The organism is Paenibacillus sp. NPDC057886 (assembly GCF_042796655.1).
Classification (GTDB): Bacteria; Bacillota; Bacilli; order Paenibacillales; family Paenibacillaceae; genus Paenibacillus.
In genome coordinates, this window is sequence record NZ_JBHVMZ010000002.1 from 480,688 (window position 1) to 499,350 (window position 18,663).

17 protein-coding genes are annotated in these 18,663 nt (G+C 48.5%); 2 read left to right on the top strand and 15 right to left on the bottom strand.

Features of this window, described 5'->3' with window-relative positions; translation table 11 throughout:
* Nucleotides 1-68: 68 nt before the first annotated feature.
* From ACFVQB_RS09235 to ACFVQB_RS09290, 12 genes are all read right to left on the bottom strand, one after another.
* Nucleotides 69-1,730 carry a hypothetical protein gene (locus ACFVQB_RS09235; protein ID WP_379437360.1) on the bottom strand — a complete coding sequence of 554 codons (1,662 nt, stop codon included), beginning with the start codon at nt 1,728-1,730 and terminating at the stop codon, nt 69-71.
* Between the two features lies 1 nt (nt 1,731).
* Complete coding sequence (locus ACFVQB_RS09240) at nt 1,732-2,517, bottom strand: ABC transporter ATP-binding protein (protein WP_379437362.1); 786 nt, start codon at nt 2,515-2,517, stop codon at nt 1,732-1,734.
* A gap of 237 nt (nt 2,518-2,754) precedes the next feature.
* Nucleotides 2,755-4,257 (bottom strand): RICIN domain-containing protein, encoded by a 1,503-nt coding sequence (locus ACFVQB_RS09245; protein ID WP_379437365.1) that lies wholly within the window; start codon nt 4,255-4,257, stop codon nt 2,755-2,757.
* 356 nt (nt 4,258-4,613) lie between these two features.
* Entirely contained in the window at nt 4,614-5,252 is a 639-nt protein-coding gene (locus ACFVQB_RS09250; RefSeq protein WP_379437368.1) for a PepSY domain-containing protein, read from the bottom strand.
* A gap of 132 nt (nt 5,253-5,384) precedes the next feature.
* The gene (locus tag ACFVQB_RS09255) at nt 5,385-6,182 is read right to left on the bottom strand and encodes a PepSY domain-containing protein (protein ID WP_379437371.1); all 798 of its coding nucleotides are present in this window, start codon (nt 6,180-6,182) and stop codon (nt 5,385-5,387) included.
* Between the two features lie 76 nt (nt 6,183-6,258).
* Complete coding sequence (locus tag ACFVQB_RS09260; protein ID WP_379437374.1) at nt 6,259-7,635, bottom strand: sensor histidine kinase; 1,377 nt, start codon at nt 7,633-7,635, stop codon at nt 6,259-6,261.
* Nucleotides 7,632-8,381: a response regulator transcription factor gene (locus tag ACFVQB_RS09265; RefSeq protein WP_379437377.1), complete on the bottom strand. Its 750-nt coding sequence runs from the start codon at nt 8,379-8,381 to the stop codon at nt 7,632-7,634. Before ACFVQB_RS09265 ends, ACFVQB_RS09260 begins: the two co-directional genes overlap by 4 nt.
* A 54-nt stretch (nt 8,382-8,435) precedes the next feature.
* The gene (locus ACFVQB_RS09270) at nt 8,436-9,080 is read right to left on the bottom strand and encodes an SDR family oxidoreductase (RefSeq protein WP_379437379.1); all 645 of its coding nucleotides are present in this window, start codon (nt 9,078-9,080) and stop codon (nt 8,436-8,438) included.
* 341 nt (nt 9,081-9,421) lie between these two features.
* Nucleotides 9,422-10,603 carry an NAD(P)/FAD-dependent oxidoreductase gene (locus tag ACFVQB_RS09275; protein WP_024629787.1) on the bottom strand — a complete coding sequence of 394 codons (1,182 nt, stop codon included), beginning with the start codon at nt 10,601-10,603 and terminating at the stop codon, nt 9,422-9,424.
* Between the two features lie 23 nt (nt 10,604-10,626).
* Nucleotides 10,627-11,073, bottom strand: coding sequence for a DUF1641 domain-containing protein (locus ACFVQB_RS09280; RefSeq protein WP_053782612.1), 447 nt, complete (start codon nt 11,071-11,073; stop codon nt 10,627-10,629).
* Nucleotides 11,074-11,764: 691 nt separating this feature from the next.
* A complete protein-coding gene (locus tag ACFVQB_RS09285; protein WP_379437383.1) occupies nt 11,765-13,576 on the bottom strand; it encodes an RNA polymerase sigma factor in 1,812 nt (603 codons plus the stop codon).
* Between the two features lie 5 nt (nt 13,577-13,581).
* The gene (locus ACFVQB_RS09290) at nt 13,582-14,514 is read right to left on the bottom strand and encodes a cysteine peptidase family C39 domain-containing protein (RefSeq protein ID WP_379437385.1); all 933 of its coding nucleotides are present in this window, start codon (nt 14,512-14,514) and stop codon (nt 13,582-13,584) included.
* 192 nt (nt 14,515-14,706) lie between these two features.
* Here ACFVQB_RS09290 and ACFVQB_RS09295 point away from each other — a divergent pair, with 192 nt between their 5' ends.
* Complete coding sequence (locus ACFVQB_RS09295) at nt 14,707-14,880, top strand: CsbD family protein (RefSeq protein WP_379437388.1); 174 nt, start codon at nt 14,707-14,709, stop codon at nt 14,878-14,880.
* Nucleotides 14,881-15,043: 163 nt separating this feature from the next.
* Here ACFVQB_RS09295 and ACFVQB_RS09300 read toward each other — a convergent pair whose 3' ends face one another.
* Nucleotides 15,044-16,051 carry an NAD-dependent epimerase/dehydratase family protein gene (locus ACFVQB_RS09300; RefSeq protein WP_379437390.1) on the bottom strand — a complete coding sequence of 336 codons (1,008 nt, stop codon included), beginning with the start codon at nt 16,049-16,051 and terminating at the stop codon, nt 15,044-15,046.
* Between the two features lie 149 nt (nt 16,052-16,200).
* Here ACFVQB_RS09300 and ACFVQB_RS09305 point away from each other — a divergent pair, with 149 nt between their 5' ends.
* Nucleotides 16,201-16,719 carry a cupin domain-containing protein gene (locus tag ACFVQB_RS09305; RefSeq protein ID WP_379437392.1) on the top strand — a complete coding sequence of 173 codons (519 nt, stop codon included), beginning with the start codon at nt 16,201-16,203 and terminating at the stop codon, nt 16,717-16,719.
* Nucleotides 16,720-16,776: 57 nt separating this feature from the next.
* Here the strand turns inward: ACFVQB_RS09305 and ACFVQB_RS09310 are convergent, their stop codons facing one another.
* Together ACFVQB_RS09310 and ACFVQB_RS09315 are read right to left on the bottom strand one after the other, a co-directional pair.
* The gene (locus tag ACFVQB_RS09310; RefSeq protein WP_379437394.1) at nt 16,777-17,850 is read right to left on the bottom strand and encodes a DUF1835 domain-containing protein; all 1,074 of its coding nucleotides are present in this window, start codon (nt 17,848-17,850) and stop codon (nt 16,777-16,779) included.
* Between the two features lie 88 nt (nt 17,851-17,938).
* Entirely contained in the window at nt 17,939-18,598 is a 660-nt protein-coding gene (locus ACFVQB_RS09315) for a TVP38/TMEM64 family protein (RefSeq protein ID WP_379437396.1), read from the bottom strand.
* Nucleotides 18,599-18,663: the final 65 nt, after the last annotated feature.

The window sequence follows — 18,663 nt, forward strand, 5'->3', positions numbered from 1 at the left end:
CTTTAAGCTAATTTTCTTCGCGTCTCCATCTCCTACACTTCATCATTCAACCTCAACCGACTACCGCCTTAACCTTCAACGGTTACAGGTGCTCGCTTCACCCGATGCAGCATCGTCCAGAACAGCATATTGATCACGACCAGGAGCGCGACATAGATCCAGATGCCTGCTGGTATGGTACGGATGAATACATGTAATCCCCATAACAGTGCCATGAGCGGAAAGAAAGCAAATACGAGCCAGCCGTCACTCTGCCCTGCCACACTAAAAGATTGGGAGAACGGCGGTTTTCGCATCAACAACTTTCCAGAAAGCGGGATAAGTGCAGTTGCCACCAAAAATATAACGACCAGATCAGGAAGAATTCTTAATCCAAAGGTCCACACAAATACGATAGCGTTTAATATAAATACGGGCAGAAACATATTGCATAAGAAAGCTTTCAACGCTCCACTATATAACACATTCTCGTTGGCCAGTGGGGCTGCCCGGAAGGTCCAAAACGCCTTATATTGTCCGGAATACTTCAGCATGGTCACAACTGACACAATCAGCAAGAGCACAATATACAGCGTGTAAAAGAAAGGGCTTTCCTTGAATTCTGCCCACGAAGAACTCTGCAATTGGGTGAACCAGAATACATAGGGCAATACAAAAGATAAACCAACCGACGGGTATACCTTCAGCTTGAACTCCCTTTCACTTCGCATCATACTGGCAGACAAACGAAAGCACGCCTGCTCCTCTCTGGAACGGGAGAATACCTTCGCCATGATGCGATCCCATCTCCCACGTCTTCGTCCAGAGGCTTGACCTGCGTGTGCCATTTTCTCCAAATACAATTCAAAGGAAGGCATCAGTTTCACGTACACCAACAGACTGACCAGTGGAACGATCAAAGCAAGCGCCGAGAAAGTATACAGCCAGGCATCTCCCCCGCCGCCGAATAGCAGCTCAAATGCTGCTGCATACCATACCGGAGGCAGCAGTAACTGCCACCAGGCAGGCGTGAACACCATATTAAAATCGATGATGCTGAACGAACGTATGACCAGCTGATATCCTGCAGCGATCCCGATGGAGAGCAGGATCTGCACCATATTGATCATGTCCTTCAGCTTCTCCCCATCCAGAAACTTCATCATGAATAGATAGATCAGGGACGTGGTCACCAGAATCAACATATTAATCAGAATCAGTTCCACCAGAAAAAGCAGGAAAAAGCCGATCCCGTGGGCAATCAATCCCGCTACCAGCGGCGCAGCCGTCAGGGAGCCTGTCAGCATCAGCAGATAGACCCCTGCGTGGATGGCACGAGCCATACCAACGGTGCGTCCGTTTACCGGCTTGGTCATGATGATATTACGATCCCGAATATCGAGCAGTACCGAAGAAAAGTCGGAGATCATGGATGTCATGATCATAAACATCAGCATGGCGGTCACTAGACCCATCTGAAGCATATAGTGCCCCGTATCCCAGACAACAAACGGAACCATAATCAGCCCCATTAGTGCGTATAACCAGAGGGAACGCAGATACAGATTGCCTTCTTTCTGCTCCTTATTGCCATTGCGCGCTGACAATACCGTCGGCACCCTCCGCTGATCCATTTGGAATTTCACCCGCAGAATCAAACGCAGTACATCATAATCCGCTCCTGTTCTGGCGATGACAGCCCGAAAGCGGTCCAGAATCTTCAGCGTGCGGAAGTCGGAGGATTCCGCCATATCAGTACACCTCCTGCACGATGGACACAAAGCGTTCTGCAATTGCCCGATGCTCATTGAAGCCCGTCAATTGATTGAATACTTCCTCCAGTGAACCTTCCATGGATTGCTGCTGGAGCTGCCTGAACGTACCATCCGCCATCACACGTCCTTCAGCAATCAGGACGATCCGGCTGCTGATCTTCTCCACCACATCCATGATGTGAGACGAATAGAATATCGTCGTGCCTTTGGCCGACAGCTGTGTCAAAATCTCCTTTACCACCATTACACTGTTGGCATCCAGTCCGCTGAGCGGTTCATCCAGGAACAACAGATCCGGGTCATGCAGCAGCGCGGAGATCAGCAGCACTTTCTGACGCATGCCTTTCGAGAAGGAAGCAATGCGAGAATGATATGATTTTTCCAGTCCAAAACAGTCCATCAGCTGCTTCGCCTTATAATCAGCATCTTCATAGGACAACCCGTACAATTCTCCTGTAAACGTCAGATACTCTGCCGGGGTTAATTGTTCGTATAGTTCCGCGACTTCCGGTACATAACCGATTCTTCGCTTATATTCCACGTCACCGTCCGCGATATCCTTGCCAAAGATCCGAACCGTACCCACATATCCCTCCACCAGTCCGAGCAATATCTTGACCGTCGTGCTTTTACCCGCACCGTTCGGACCGATGTATCCGATCATCTCGCCTCGATTCACTTCCAGATCAATACCATTGAGCACATAACGCCCGTTATATCGCATGCGCAAGCCTTCAATTGACAGTACTTGTTTTTCACTCACTTCGTTATCCAGCCCCTGTCCCTATCTATTTCTACAATTCTACTAGTTTACCACAGATTGGGATGGTAATGATCGGAAATACATCGCAACAAGAGAAATCATCTGGATATCATCCCAGCACAGAGCATTCACGTAACAATGGTAAAAACATCACGAAACCCTTGTCCCGCCTATAGGTGCGGGACAAGGGTTTCACAAGATCGTCTCGATGAATAACCTCTCACCTTAAATAAATTCTTATTGAACCTTAACAATCTGGAATTGCTGATTCGTACCACCATTATCTGTCCACTGGATTGCAGCTGCCCCGTCTGCCAGAGATTGTCCCGAAATATCAAGCACCTTGCCTGTGCTGCGGTTTTTCAATTTATAATAACCTCCGCCCACACTAACCAACTGCCATTGCTGACTGGCCCAGCCACCATCGCTCCATTGTTCAATAACAGTTCCATCTGCTGTGGAGCCATTTTCCACACCGATCAGCTTGCCGCTGGATCGGTTGATGATTTTGACATAACCGCCACCCGCATCCGTGATCTGCCACCGCTGACTGGTTGTGCCGCCGTCTGCCCGCTGCTCCAGATCCGCTCCGTTATCCGCAGAACCACCGATGACATTGAGCAATTTATTGCTTTTGCGACTAATCAGCTGGTATGAAGCATTCGGGTCCCATACGTCAGGTGTATCCACTCCAGTTACGGAACCCGTAGCTGCATCAATGGTAATGCTGCTTGCCCAGTTCATCGCCAGACTGGTTGCACTCGGGAAAGACAGTGGCAGCCACACATATTTGGAGTCCTGGACCGGCCCGCTCCAAGCACCCGCCCAGCGATCACCCATATAGAGATAGGATGTTGTCTGTGAGCCTTCCACCGGAAGCACGTATGCGGATTGGGAACCATAGGTTGTACTATCCCCAAAGTTGCTCAGGCCGCTCCACGTACCAGTTATGCTGGTAGCGGTCGCATATTTGGCCTGATTCGGATTCCAGCCCGTAGCCCCGGATGTGATCAGGAAGTAGACGCCGCCCTTTTTGAACATGGCAGGTGCCTCACGATATTGACCCGGCCACAGCGTCGTTACAAGCGATTCCACACCCAGAAAATCCGGAGTCAGCTTGTAGATATTCAGGTCGGCATTCACTTTGGTCGCCGAGATGAGGTAAGCTGTGCCATTGTCGTTGTATACCGTCATGTCTCTCGAATCATAGCCAAGTGGCCGATAGCTGCCCACATACGTATAATTGCCATCCACTGTACTTGAAGTCGCTACAGCCACTCTGGCTTCACCGTAATCGACCCCGTTTTCCTTGTGCATCCAAAGAACATACTTGCCTGTTGCACTGTTATAAATGACTTTCGGGCGTTCGATGTTGGAAATGTTCAGCTCGGCAGCTGAACTGCTGGTGAGCACATCATTGCGATACTCCCAATTTTTCAGGTCCGCTGAACGATATACGGAAACCGCCTTGAACGTTCCATTAGGGTTGCGATTCTCCCCAAACCAGTAATAGTACCCGTTAGCCTTAATCATCCCGCCCCCATGGGCATGAATGACATTGCCGTTCGTATCCTTAAATTGTACTCCGTTGGTCACACTGATTGGAGCAGCGGAAGCCTGTTGTCCTGGAGCGACCAGCATACCTAGCGATTGTAGCGCCAGGATTAGAGCAAGCAGATAACACAAACGACGAGCGAAACGATGTGAATTTGTTTTCTTTTCCAACCAATCCTCATTCATAGAACAATACACCTCCGCCATTCATTTATAAAGCGCTTACAATAAAATCGATACGTCTCTTCTTCCTCCGATCGATGATGCATTTCATGGATTACCTATTTCTCAGACTGGCTCGGCACTCACCTCCTGATTACGATTGTATCCGCCATGCCCCTGCTCGAATAGTGAACAATACGGCGGAACATGTACGATTACACATTGAACTTATGGAGTGAACAGCAAAAAGACGCTTCATCCGAAGCGTCCTCTGTTATACACAAGCCATATCCCAATATATACGTTATCTCTAGCTAGACTTGGGGTAGCTCCAACTACACTTTGTTCATATTCGTTGTCTTGTGTGCTAACGTGAATTCTTAATCTTCGTCGTCAAAACCCTGGTCAACCGACAGCACTTTGCCTGTGTTGGCATCGACGTCGACATCAGCTTTGCCGTTTGCTGTTCTCAGTTCCACTTCATAAACATAACGGCCGTTATCATGATCCAGCTCAATTTCGGTTACTTTTCCACCAGTCACCTGTTTCAGGGCAATGTTCGAAGCTTGTGCCTCTGTCAGTTTAACCTGTTTGGAAGCAGCTTGATTGGAGGAAGACGCACCTGCTACAGTGCCATGATAATCATCGTCGTCATCGTAATCTTCATCATCGACTACTGCAAGGATTTTACCTGTGTAGGCATCCAAACGGACGACAACGTCGTTGCTACCTTTTTTGTCAATTTCAACTTCATAGAAGGTTTGGCCGTTTCTGCGCTCCAGATCCACATCATCCACTTTACCATCGGTTGCTTTCAAGGCTGCTTCCTTCGCCTGTGCGACCGTCAGCAATTTACCTGTGTTATTCTGGGTCTGTGTTACTGATTGTGTAGCGGACGTTTGCGCAGGCTGTACCGACTGTCCGTTCACACTCCCACTAGCCGCAACGGCTGATCCTCCGAGCAACACCGCTGCCGACAAGCTGCCAATCCATAGTTTATGTTTGTTCATCATCATCATTCATCTCCTCGTTGTTGTTCTCGTTCTCGTCTACAGTTACAGGTTAACCTGTAGGAATGAGAGTTCAGCGAGATTCAGATTAGAAATTGATGAGAAAATGAGTGAGAACCTCACAGAATGGCATCTATACCTTTAATCTTCGTCATCATCCCAAGTAACCGAACGAATCGCTCCCGAAATGGCATTCACCTGCACAATAGCCTCACGACCGTCATCCAGGTCAATTTCAACCAGATAATACGGATTGCCACTATTCGTTCCACGGAGTTCGATATCATCCACTTCACCAGGAACCTTAGCCAGTGCCTTCTGCTCTGCTTCTTTCTCGCTCAGAAATGGAGTCTTGGTGCCTTCCCCTGTCGAGTCGGGTGAGGATGCTTCCAGCGTCTTTGAAGACTGTTTCTCTCCGTTATACGGATCAATGGTCCATTGCTCACGACCATTGTCCTTCATCTTTAATACCGCCAGATACACCGGGCTTCCCTGCTGCTCGACAAGTTCAAGCGATACCAGTTCAGCATCCGTTTGTTTCAGTAATTCCGTCTTGATCTGTTCCCGGCTCCATAATGTCTTCTCTTCAGCTTGCGGATTGGACTCCAGCCGTTTAATGGAATTCACGGTCGCCGTAACCGCATCAACTTGTACGTCATACAGTCCGGTTTCCGAGCGGAGCTGCATGATATAGGTTCCGTCCTTCAACGTGGAGTTCACGATTTCTCCCGGATATTGATCCAAGACCGATTGGGCCGCTGCATCTGCTGTTAACGTCACGCGGTCTGATTGCCACGGCTTCCACCACATGACCGCTATAACAACAAGGAGAGCCAGGAGCCCCGCACCCCACCAAAATGAACGTCTTGGCTTCGTCCATCCTTTGCTTCGTTGTTCTTCCCGTTTCATTTCTGGACGCCCCTCATGCTCTTCCATCATGTTTCCCCCCTTACGCACTCTCTTATGATCCGTAATCGTACTGTGTTTACCAGTATATAAGAGAAGAATGAGATTTTCATGAGAGTGACCTGTTCTGTACGGATGTGGGCAAAATAATGGAAGCCTCGGTTCCTCTGCCCTCGGTGCTGCTCAGTTCAATAAGCGCACCCACGGCCTCTGCGATATCTTTGGCAAGGGACAGTCCCAAGCCCGAACCGCTTGCTCCGCCGCTGCGTGTTCTGGCCTGATCTACGCGATAGAAACGGTCAAACACTTTGGACAACTCCTCTTCCCTCATGCCGATTCCCGTATCTACAATACGTATCCGACACTCCTGCCCCTTTGCCTCCAGCCGAACTTCAATGGCATCCTCACTATACTTACGAGCATTGTCCAGCAAAATAAAAAGCAGCTGCTTCAGCTTGCTCACATCGCTAATCGCCCATATACTGCCCGGATCATCGCAGTGGACATCCCGATGATAGGCTTCGCGAAACGCACGGGTGGAATCCAGCGCAAGCCGGGTGATATCCACCCGCTCCAGCTGCACATTCCACTGCTCTGGCTGCTTGGCAAGCAATAGCAGCTGCTCGGTCATCTCCCGCATGCGCACGGATTCGGACAGAATGGCTTCCACCGCCTCGTCGAATACTTCGGGTCGATCCTTACCCCTTCGTTGCAGCAAACTGGCATAACTTTCAATGATGGTGAGTGGCGTTTTCAGTTCATGAGAAGCATCAGAAACAAAGCGCTCCTGCCGCTCGAAGTTGGATTCGAGCAGATCCATCATGCGGTTGAACGTCTGCCCCATCGCTTTCAGCTCATCCTTCGATTTTTCATCGAGCGGAAGTCGCTTGAACTGGCCGCTCGACTGGATATCACTCATCGTGTGTGTCATCTGCTGGATCGGACGTGTCATCCGATTTGCCAGAATACGGCTGGAGATGATGGCCGGAATCAGCGCGATGATGGTCACGGCAACAAGAACTGTACGAAGCACAGACAGGCGATTCTCGGTATCTTCAATGCTTTCGGTGACTTGTACATTCACCACTTCTCCGTCCGGCCAGATCACTGGAACAGAGACCCAGACATAACCAATTGGCCCAACCTGAGTGTACTCGGATTTTTTTTCGCTTTCGTACTTGTAGGACAGCTTGCTCAGCTGCTCCTCTGCCGAGGTCGTCACCGGCGGGGAGCTGGTGCCGTCTGAATTGACGATCCGCAGCATGCCGTCCAGCGGCGCGTAGGCCCGGAGCAAGTCGTCCGGCGGAATAGAGCCGGCAGACTGGCGTACTCCTTTTACAATAGACTCGGCCTCAGCCTCTACCCGCTTGATCTCGTTATCGATCGACATTCGTTCAAACACGATATACACCGACAGGTTGACGGCAATCAGCAGCACGGCGAACAATACGGACGAGTATCCGTAGATTTTGCTGCGCAGACTCATACTTGCTCCTTCAGGACGTAACCAACACCCCGAACGGTATGTATTAAGGGTGGTGTGAATCCGTTATCGACCTTTTTGCGCACATAACGGATATACACATCCACCACGTTGGTATCTCCATAATAATCGTATCCCCAGACGGCCTGAACAATCTGATCCCGGCTCAGCACCTGGCGCTGGTTTTGCAGCAGATACACCAATAGATCGAACTCACGCGGGGTAAGCTCAATCGATTGACCATCCCGGGATACCTCACGGGTTCCTTCATTCAGCTTCAAACTGCCTGCGGTGAGCCAGCCTATCTCATCTTCCACTGTCTGCTCCGACGATTGCGCCGTATCCCGTGTGACCGAAGAGGAAGAATGGGCAGCAGCCGATGCAGCACTCAGGCGCAGTGCAGCGCGCACTCTCGCAAGCAGTTCTTCAATCCGGAACGGTTTTGTAATATAGTCATTGGCTCCGAGATCGAGTCCGGATACTTTGTCTTCCACAGAGTCTTTGGCTGTGAGCATCAGAATGGGCACCATCGCATCTTTGGCACGTATCCGCCGCAACACTTCAATCCCACTCAGACCCGGCAGCATAATATCCAGCAGAATCAGATCCCACTGCCCGTCTACATACATCTCCAGCCCTTCCGTTCCGCTGCCTGCCTTGCCTACCTGATATCCCTCATACTGTAATTCCAGTTCAAGCAGGCGTGCAATTTTGGGCTCATCCTCGATCACCAGCACGGCTTCATTCATGCAGAGCTCCCCCTCATTCCGTCATTCCATTCTCCCGTTATATTACAATACGAATTACAATTTACCTAAGGCATCCTCTACTAATTCATCCCCGGCGATCAGATCAAAAGCCATTCGATACGTCTTCTCCTCCTGAAGGGAAGCAGCGATTACACGAGCCACATCTTCACGTGGAATACTTCCCGGTTTCAGGTCTGTTCCTACAGAGATTTTGCCGGTGCCCGGCTCATTTTTCAAACCGCCAGGACGGATAATGGTGTAATTCAGTTCACTTGCGAACAACGCCCGATCGGCATAATGCTTCGCCACGTAATACGGCTTTATGGCATCCGACCATTTCTCCCGCTGATCTGCCCCAAACGCACTGACCAGAATATATCTGGTAATTCCTTGCTGCTGTGCCGCCTCCATTGTTTTCACCGCACCATCCAGATCAATGAGCAATGTTTGGTCTGCGCCCGTAGATCCACCAGAACCCGCTGTAAATACAATTGCATTGTGATCCTTCATTGCCTTGGCCAGATCATCCACACCGCCTTCCAAATCGCCAATTACGACATTGGCACCGAGCTGCTTCAGTGCGTCTGCCTGCTCCGGCTTGCGAATCATCGCGGTGACCTGATGTTTCCCTTCCTGCGCCAGCTGCTGCACCAGAAATTTGCCGATTTGTCCGTTCGCTCCAATTACTAATACGTTCATATGTCATTCTCCTCTCGGTTTTCCTTTTTTATAAACCAGTTTTTTATAAATCAGACTTGTCTTTAATTTAAACGAAAGCCGACGCTTCTAAGCGCCGGCTGCTATGTATTACTACCATTCAAAGCATCTGGGATGATGCGGATAACACGTATTTCCTTTAATATACCATACACCCTATAGGGTTATACCGAGGCTTTTTTTCAGCATACTATTTCTGATAACAACGATTATACTTTCATATATCACTTCAAGGAACTTAACCCCTATGCCAACCGATGCTGGTTTTAAAATAAAAAAGGTACTCCAAGAGGAGTACCCTTTTGCTGCATGGCGTACAGGTATTAGTAAGCCAGTGCAAACAAACCGTGAATATGAGCAAGGTAACGGATGTTACTTGCTTCTTTCATCATGGTTGCTGGCAGACCTTTCAGACGAGTCTGGTTGCCACCGATCATGCCGACAGCATCCTTACGACCCAGACTTCCCAGTGTACCGGAGAATACTGGTGTGAAGGATTCCATTGCGCCACCTTTGAACATTACGCCCAAGTTGTGACCAATCGTTTCACCCATTTGCCAAGCCAATTGTGCTGTTGGAGGGTATGGACGAGCGCCTTCACTAGGGAAGACCACTGCGCTGTCACCAGCAACAAACACGTCTTTATGGGATGTGGATTGCAGCACTTCCGTAACTTTCGCACGGCCACGATCCACTTCAATTCCGCTGCCCGCAACAACTGCATTACCTTGAACGCCGCCTGTCCATACGAGTGTGTTCGTAGGGATCGAGCTTCCGTCTTTCAGCAGAACTTCATTTTCTTTCATTTCGGTAATTGCTACGCCAACGATGAAGTTAACGCCACGTTTTTCCAGACTCGATTTTGCACGCTCAACCAATTCTGGCGGGAATCCTGCCAGGATGGAAGGACCTGCTTCAACCGTGTACAGGGAAACTTCTTTGAAATCGATACCTTTTTCTTGGCATACAGCCGGAAGAAGGTCAGCGAATTCACCAACAAGCTCGATACCTGTCAAACCACCGCCACCGATAACAAACGTAGCGTCTGCTTTGTTGCCGGATTGTTTGTAAGCATCCAAACGAGCTTCCACGTGTGCACGAATGCGGTTAGCATCGCTAACGGATTTCAGCGTGAAGCTGTACTCCTGCAATCCTGGAATTCCGAAGAATGCCGTTTCACTGCCCAAGGCAACAACGAGTGCATCATAAGAGTAAGTAGAACCGCTGGTCATGAGAACTTTTTTCTCGTCCGGCTTGATTGTATCCACCGTATCGATTTTCAAGTTCACATTTTTACCACTCAGCAATTTTTCGAGTGGAAGGGCAACTGCTTTTTCAGCAATGCTTCCTGCTGCAAGACGGTGCAGTTCCGTAATAATTTGGTGCGTAGGGTAACGGTTCACGACTGTAATAGTCGCTTCTTCCGGTGTAAGGTATTGACGCGCAGTCAGCGCAGTCAACAGACCACCGTAACCTCCGCCCAAGATCAAAATTTGCTTCGACATATCCATCCTCCGTTCTTCTAATCTTAACGTTGCTGTTGCCCACGCTCGTTCAGGATGCTCAGGAATGATTGAGCAAAACGCAGCGTTTGTTGTACGTTTGGATCTTTAAGCATTTTGAGCATAGCGAACAAACCAACCGAAGTTTGCTCGGCTTGCGCACGATCATTCGCTTCGATGGCAGCAGAAGCTACACCTTTAGCTTTGTCTACAACAGGTTTAGCAAACTCGCCCATTGCGCTCATTGTGTCGCTGATCAGAACTTTGTCTGTAGCTACGCTTTGTGCAAAGTCATAAGCTTTGGTCATTGCAGTGACCATTTCAGCCAGTTTAGGCAGGTTCTCCACCAGAACGGTCAGAGACTCCTGTACCTCAGGCTTCATCAGTTGATCCAGTACGTCCAAGGACTGGCGTTGGGAAACGTCGGCACCTTCTGTAACCGGCACCTCTTGTTGAGTAGGCGATTGTGACATAAGAGAAAGTCCTCCTTTACTTTGGGATAGAAGTCCGCGACTTTCATGATGCCTGTCAAGCAGAGCCGAACCACAAATACATCCAATACAACTAAATGTACCAAATTTCACACAATAGAATGAGCATAGCCCAAGGGCCGTTCCCACATCGTGTATTGTATCTTGGGTCTATTGCGGACAACATGTGTTGACGCAAAACGACAAGCAGGCCGAAACCGAACTCTATACCCCTATATTACACCTCTTACACATGAACATGAAAAAGAAATTTTTTACACTTGTGAATATATTGTGAACATTGTAACAAAATCGATTTTTTTGTCAAGCATTGCGGTCGGGTTAAAATCGATTATCCTCCTGTCCCAGATCCGTAATCCTACTACATGTGGTAGGAAGACAAGATCACATATGACCATATGTGCGATATGTACACAAGGAAGGATTTTTTCAACTGAATTTTTCAGGAATTGTTTTCCAAAACCATAAATTTCATGCAACGAAATTGGTCACTGTCGTTATTATGCAGCTAGGGGTGCAGCCTTATTCCTGAAATGACATCATTTCTTGTCCAAGTATGAACCTATCCTGGCTTGAAAGCAAAAAAGACAGAAAGAAGGCCTGACGGATCGTCAGCCTCCGATATTTGTTTCACTATTCGCCAATTTGATCGTTACATTCAGGTCCACCATAACTATTGCTGGGGAATGCTGAGCATTCCTTCAAGCAACGCTTTTATTGCAACGACAGCCGCTCGCTCCAATTCCTCCACCTCCAGAAGTATCGAGATGGCTTGATCGGCCTGAAGCTTCTCATTAGGCAGCCCTCCCTCTGGAAAAGGAAATAATTCCGCGAGTGTATTTAACCTCTGTGTCATGCTCCGATATAGCTCGTCGACTTGGCAGCTGATTGGAATCATGCTGGTATAGCGGGGAACCGAAGCCCAGCTTAGAGATAACTCTTCGAAAAATTTACTGGCATAACGTCGTGCATCCCTCAAAACCGCAATGTTATAGGCATGGCCATTCGGTTCTACCCTTCTATATTCTAAGGCTTCTCTCCATACCGCATACGCAGCCAAACCACTGACTGAGTTCGGCAAGGTATACGGGTCCTCCCCACGATAATGAGCCAAAACATCTGTCAGTGCCGCGCGCAAGTTCATTTCTCGTATCATGCCATTTGATTCCGCTGCCAGTACAAATACTTCCTGATTCACACCCCGGCCTACATGATCATAGGGAAATGCTCCTGATTTAATAAAATCTGTACCGTATAGGGTACGAGCTGCATCATCATAGCCATAGATCAATCCGAACTCGGGAATATTCAGGTCCCATACCACAGCCGGAATTCCCCGATGAATGGAGTAACGAATCAGGGAGAGGGCCCGAACCAACCTTGGATTTAGCAACCTTTTCCCCTTCGCTTTCTCCTCTAGCATCGAAGGATCAACCAGATTGGCATTGAGTCCCGCTTCGTTCGCCAAAGCCTCAACCGCATGAGAACGATAACCCAGATGTTGCAATCCTCTGGTAAGCACCTCTTTGAAGTTATAGGCGGTGGGTCCAGCGATATGTATGTCCTGAGGCAGGATGGTCAGACGAAAAGAAAGTCCACTCATCCCCATAACCATGGGGAGAGAAGGAGATGGACCGATATAACTTAACATCTCGTGAATGGACGCCGCTGCCGAGTTCCAGGTTTGAGGTTCCCGAAAAGAAAGGGGTTCCTCCAGAATCACTCGATTTTGCCCGAGTGAATTCCACTCTGCCAGCATTTCTTCTACGGAGAAATGAATATGAAGCTGGGACACTTTTTTACGTGAACGGGACAGAATTTGATATACATTGGCACTTGTCAGGTTGAATCGGCAGGCAATTTCTTGCGGCGACAGCTGCTCCATCCAATACGATGTGAAGACCTGTTGCTCTCTCTCATTCAGACAACCCAGCAGCTTGTGAAGATTGTTCGCCATTTCCTGCTGAGCAACAGCTTGATACGGATCATAGCCAGCTTCCTGCGATCTCCGATCGGCGTCATTCAAAAGAGAATTCAGCGTCATGTCGAGCGAGTCTTGCTCGCTCCATGAAGTGTCATCGGCTCCAAATGCAAGGAAAGAAGAAAAATGTTGTTCTCGCTGCTGCTCACGGCGTTGCATATGTGAGTACGCCTGATTACGCACAATGCGCTGCATCCAGGCCATAAAACGGTCGGCATTCTGAAGTTGCCCCAAATGAATGAAAGCGCGAATAAGCCCATCCTGTAAAATGTCTTCTGCGAGAAAAGAATCATGTGTAAGTGCACTCACATAGCGGAACAATGGCCCCCGGTAACGGTGGACCAACTCACCAAAAGCCTCTGTATCCCCAGTTTGGGCTTGCTTAATAAGCGCGATGTCCGGCTCCTTTTGCCGATCCTCAAATGTCTCTTCCTCCACTGGCCTGATATGGAGATTGTCAGCTAATCCATCTATATATCTCCCTTTCTCATAGCCTTGCTTCACTTACATCACTCCAGCTTCAAAATAGCAGCTTCGATCATGGCTTCCGTCTCCGCGAGTGCCACCATAATTGTCGCAGCAGCCTCCCAGTTCCGGGAGACAAGACGGGATTGGCATTCCCCGAATTGGCGGGATTGTGCGTACTTCAAAGCAGAAAGGTCAGGATGGATTGTTTTAAAAAACAAGCCATAATCATGGGCACGACGTGCGCCTACTGGCAGAGCAAAATACACATAATGAGCCCACTCATTACCATCGATTGATCCAGCACGAACCTGTTCCGCCTTATGCAGAATCGCTGAAGCTCCGGTCCGTCCTTCATGTGCAGCAGTATCATGGATCTGTTCTGTAAGGGTTGATTTGAACCAAGTAACAGCGCGGCGGTTAATCTCCTCCAGATCAGGCTGTTCAATACGTTCAGGACTCCACCATCGTCGATACACACCGCTACTCCAAGGGAATTCAGACTTCCATGCTTCCTCAAGTTTATCCAGTGTCAGGAAGACATTCGGGAATCCAGCCGGGTCATGCAGGCATATTTCATCGCCCTCCATGTTCAACGCCACTACATAATGATCGCAACCACCCAGGTTGGGAGAGTTGGGATTGTAGACGAGTTTGCCCATATCCAGCGGACCCATCATTACAGGGCCCTGCTTCAAAGCCTCTCTTAGCTCATCTACAGGCATCTCTGTACCCCGCAACTGCACACTTTCGTGCACACTGAATCCCAGAATGCTCATCGCTTTGCTGATAGCCAGATCCGGACTAGAGGTACAGTTATCAAAAAAGAGAAGGTCTTCCTGCGTGCGGAAAGCTCCCAGGGAAAAGCCACCTATAGCTTCAAGGAGACTCGGGTCAACCTTTTCTCCAATGGATGACAATAGCATCGCTGCTGAATTGGCGTAACAATACGCACCATTTCCAATATAATTGCTCATATCATAACATCCTCTCATTCCTTTAATGAAGCACGCGATTATGCAATGCCTATACTTATACTGACTCTTCGTGCAGATCATTTCTGACAGAATATCCGGAAGAAATTTTTGCCCGCATCAAAATAGCAAACGTTTAGAAGACGGGCATCCCGGTTAATAAGGACTACACCAGAAACGAAGGAGATGTTCGATATGAGTAATTCAACTAGCGATAAAATCAAAGCAGGCGTAAACAAGGCCAAGGGCGAAGTGAAGGATCAGATCGGTAATGCGACTAACAACAGATCCCTTCAGGCTGAGGGCAAAAAAGACAAAGCCAAAGGTGCTGTACAGGACAGAATTGCTGATGTAAAAAAACATCACTAGATCCATTCGTTTAAACGTGAACACGCACGACGATTCGTGCAGTAAATATAGGTTTATTGCCCGGCCGTCCATGCCGGTTGAAAGCCGGAATTCGCGACGGGGGCGCAAAAAAGCCAAGGAAGGCGTTATTCACTACACCCTTCCCTGGCTTTTTTTGTCCTATTTAGATAGCCGGAACTGCATATCTGGCCATATCGATAATAAAGCTGCGCGCTTCTCTTGTCGTATGATATTCACGGCTGAATTGTCTTACCCATTCGGGATGTTCCTGATACCATCGAAAGGTCTGCTCCAGCCCCTGCTCCAGTGTCGTCTGGGGGAACCATCCCGTCTCTGCTCGTAACTTTCCAGAGTGAACAACCAGGCTCGAACCTCTTGACTGAGTGGGTTCCTGCTCCCGAATCTCCGCCGTTCCATTGGAATTGTGCAGGAGTTGCAGGAGCTCTCCTACCTGTTGCATGGTCGTTCCTTGCCCCGTCGAAATGTTATAGATCTGCTGATCTTGTCCATTCAGCATAATCTGTTCAATCGCTCGCAGCGCATCATCCACATACAGAAAATCACGTACAGCCGATCCCTGAATATCTAGAGGAAGGCCGTCCATGATCCGGCCAAAATTACGCGGGATAATCCGATCTGGCAACTGCCAAGGACCATAAAGATTGGTCAAACGAAATATTTTTACAGGAAGCTGGTAACATTGAGCGTAGGATTGTGCAAGCACCTCACAGGCTGCTTTGGAAGCGGAGTACGGGGATACCGGAGCATATTCATCGGATTCATGATACACTCTGCCCATCTCCCCTCCATATACCTCAACGGATGATGCCAGCACCACGGGTATGTGGTGATCGGATGCGTACTGCAGAATGGCCTGTGTACTGAGGGTGTTGTTACGAAACACTTCTCCGGGGTGATGATACGAATAATCGACGTGTGGCATCGCTGCCAGATGAATAATATAGTCTGTTTCCTGCGGCAAGTTGAATCTCTCCTTCGCGAGATCACAACAGATAAAGGCCATCTCATGAAGTGGAGAGCTGTGAACAAGCCTCTGACAATAATCATCCTGATCCACCAGGGTGATTCGATGACCTTTTTGCGCCAAATACTGAGAAAGGTTAAACCCTACAAATCCAGAAGCCCCTGTAATGACAATATTCAAGCACATTCCCCCTTGCGATTTATACAACAAGTTCACTGAAGAGAGTCTATGTTCTGAGTATAACCTTAAAATGATACATTTTGTATCATTTTACAATTGTTTTTTGTTCTTTTTTAGAAATAAACGGGTAATGCCATAGGGAGGTGATATTTACGATGAAAGATGAAATGAAGGGTGCACAGACGATGTTATTTCATGACGATGGTGTGATCCCCAATCATCCAAGTCTGCCTGTACTTCTATATAAGGGAATTTGGGCAACAGATTCCTCTCGTGCGGAGTCGTTGCTGAACCAAAACGGATGGGGAAACAGCTGGATTAACGGTGTGTTTGATTATCATCACTATCACAGCAATGCTCATGAAGTGCTTGCGGTGGTGAGCGGTTGGGTTGAGCTCATCCTTGGCGGGGAGCATGGAAAGGCTGTGCGCCTCCAGGCTGGCGATGTCGTCGTACTTCCTTCAGGAACCGGACATAAGCGGCTGAGTGCGAGCCTTGATTTTCGCATAGCCGGCGCCTATCCGGGTGGCATGGGTTACAATACCCGAACTGGTGAACCGGGAGAACGCCCCAAGGTTCTGCGTGAGATTCAGGAGGTTCCCATCCCGGATACCGATCCGGTCTATGGGCAAGAGGGACCGCTGTTGGAATTATGGAATCAGAATAAGACATGAAAGAATAAATGGACTGCTCCGGGTTAAAAAAACTACCGGGAACAGTCCATATTTCGGTTACTGGGGGAGCCTCACACTGTATAATCGCATGGCATGTGGCTTTCCTTCCATCTCTAGCCGTCCCTGCAATATCAGTTGTCGTACACGGTAATCAATAAATGCGTCTCCGACAGCTTGTTCGAGATGGCCCAGCACCTCGCCTATGACGCGGGCTGCTTTTATAAACTCGCCAGGCTGTCTGGTTAACGTAACTTCTCTGGCTTTCTGCATAATGTATTCATCAATCGCGTCTTCAGGCACGCTCTGAATCTCGCCATCCTTCATTAATCGCAGAAGTCCAGGCTGTATAGCCAGATTAACCCACTCTTGCTCCATGTGTCTGCGTTCCTCCAAAGACAACGGTTCAGCATTCACACAGTGTTGCCACATCGCTAACAACTTTTCAGACAAAATTTCACCTGTTCTAAGAACATCATGCTGAACTTCAGAAGGTTTGAATAATTCCTGATATAATGAACTTGTCTCGATCAAATAGATAGGTCCCAGCCTGTTACGCAGTAAATACATGGCATATAGAAGTCCCGTTTCCTCATGAGCATTATTCGCATACCAGATGGTGATTCGCGTATCTTCATCAATTGAACTCACCATGGTGTTTAATCGAATCAGCTCATCCATGCCTTGGACGGCATAACTTCCATGCTCACTCAAATAGAGTTTCTCGAGCAGCCAGAGGTGCCTGCGGTGTAAATCTGCCTTGTTCGTCAAGTCGCCCAATGGACCGATGGCATAGTAGTCATTCATAGAGAAAAACCGCCGCTCCGAGCGTCCGGGAACCTTGCCCATCGCAACCTTAATGCTGCCTAGCGGCGATTCACCAATCGCTATATGAATTTCACGTGGTTTCTGTACCTTTAATGCCTGTTGCTCAGCTTCCTCCCGATTTCTATTCTCGTCCAATCTCTTAAATATTGACTGTATTTTCGTTGCAAAATGAACAGAATGTTCTTCCGCTGACGGATCACTGACTGCCATATCTGCGCTGAGATAGAGCGTACGCAATAACGAACGAAGCTCATCCTCATTCATAAGGTACAGCTCCTTATCAAAATCAAAGACATTGTCAATCATGCTTATCCCCCTCCAAACAGTCTAAACAGATGGTCATCTCAGACTAACCCATTCAAATTCGAGCGTACGTACTTGTATCTCCGTAAGTTTACGACGAAATAGACTTGCCAGAGGAGTGACTCAGATCATTCATTTCCTCACGATTTGATGACGAACGGGTGAAGTGCCGCTCCAGCTTCCGACTTGCCCACAGGGATACCGCGATAAACAGCAATACGCCGCCCCACCGCACGGGATGCTCCATAAACTGAGCTACATTCGAACCGATATACGTCACACAGAAGATCATAATGGCTTTGCCAAAGCTCACAGCAAGCAGAAAGGACATTAATCTCATCCGAGCGATACCTGCCGCTACATTGATAATGACGAACGGCCCGACCGGGAAAATACTCAACAAAAACACATAACTGAACGCATTCCGCCGAATCCATACCATGCTGCGCTGTACACGGGGTTTATTGGCCCAACGTTCTACAAAAGCCGATTTCCCAATCTCCCGTACAATCAGGAACGTAACGGTACAGCCCAGCACCATCCCGATCCATGAATATAGAAACCCTGCCCATAGCCCGTACACTGCACCGTTAACCCCCACAATGAGCAGCGTAGGCAGCGGGGGTACGAATGATTTCATAAAGGTAAGCAAAATACCCGGTAACGGGCCCAGGGAGCGAAACTTCTCCAACCAAAAACGAATATTCTCTTCCGTAATATAGGACATGATGTCCAAAGATGCCGGGTTCATCTGCTTCCCTCCAATCTATACAGTTCAAATTATCTAAAGATGTGGTGCCCATTATAATATACATC

Coding starts and splice junctions, on each gene's coding strand:
- ACFVQB_RS09275 (WP_024629787.1), bottom strand. CDS start 10,603: ATGTCGAAGCAAATTTTGATCTTGGGCGGAGGTTACGGTGGTCTGTTG.
- ACFVQB_RS09300 (WP_379437390.1), bottom strand. CDS start 16,051: ATGTGCTTGAATATTGTCATTACAGGGGCTTCTGGATTTGTAGGGTTT.
- ACFVQB_RS09305 (WP_379437392.1), top strand. CDS start 16,201: ATGAAAGATGAAATGAAGGGTGCACAGACGATGTTATTTCATGACGAT.
- ACFVQB_RS09290 (WP_379437385.1), bottom strand. CDS start 14,514: ATGAGCAATTATATTGGAAATGGTGCGTATTGTTACGCCAATTCAGCA.
- ACFVQB_RS09255 (WP_379437371.1), bottom strand. CDS start 6,182: ATGATGGAAGAGCATGAGGGGCGTCCAGAAATGAAACGGGAAGAACAA.
- ACFVQB_RS09310 (WP_379437394.1), bottom strand. CDS start 17,850: ATGATTGACAATGTCTTTGATTTTGATAAGGAGCTGTACCTTATGAAT.
- ACFVQB_RS09250 (WP_379437368.1), bottom strand. CDS start 5,252: ATGATGATGATGAACAAACATAAACTATGGATTGGCAGCTTGTCGGCA.
- ACFVQB_RS09295 (WP_379437388.1), top strand. CDS start 14,707: ATGAGTAATTCAACTAGCGATAAAATCAAAGCAGGCGTAAACAAGGCC.
- ACFVQB_RS09315 (WP_379437396.1), bottom strand. CDS start 18,598: ATGAACCCGGCATCTTTGGACATCATGTCCTATATTACGGAAGAGAAT.
- ACFVQB_RS09260 (WP_379437374.1), bottom strand. CDS start 7,635: ATGAGTCTGCGCAGCAAAATCTACGGATACTCGTCCGTATTGTTCGCC.
- ACFVQB_RS09280 (WP_053782612.1), bottom strand. CDS start 11,073: ATGTCACAATCGCCTACTCAACAAGAGGTGCCGGTTACAGAAGGTGCC.
- ACFVQB_RS09235 (WP_379437360.1), bottom strand. CDS start 1,730: ATGGCGGAATCCTCCGACTTCCGCACGCTGAAGATTCTGGACCGCTTT.
- ACFVQB_RS09265 (WP_379437377.1), bottom strand. CDS start 8,381: ATGAATGAAGCCGTGCTGGTGATCGAGGATGAGCCCAAAATTGCACGC.
- ACFVQB_RS09245 (WP_379437365.1), bottom strand. CDS start 4,257: ATGAATGAGGATTGGTTGGAAAAGAAAACAAATTCACATCGTTTCGCT.
- ACFVQB_RS09270 (WP_379437379.1), bottom strand. CDS start 9,080: ATGAACGTATTAGTAATTGGAGCGAACGGACAAATCGGCAAATTTCTG.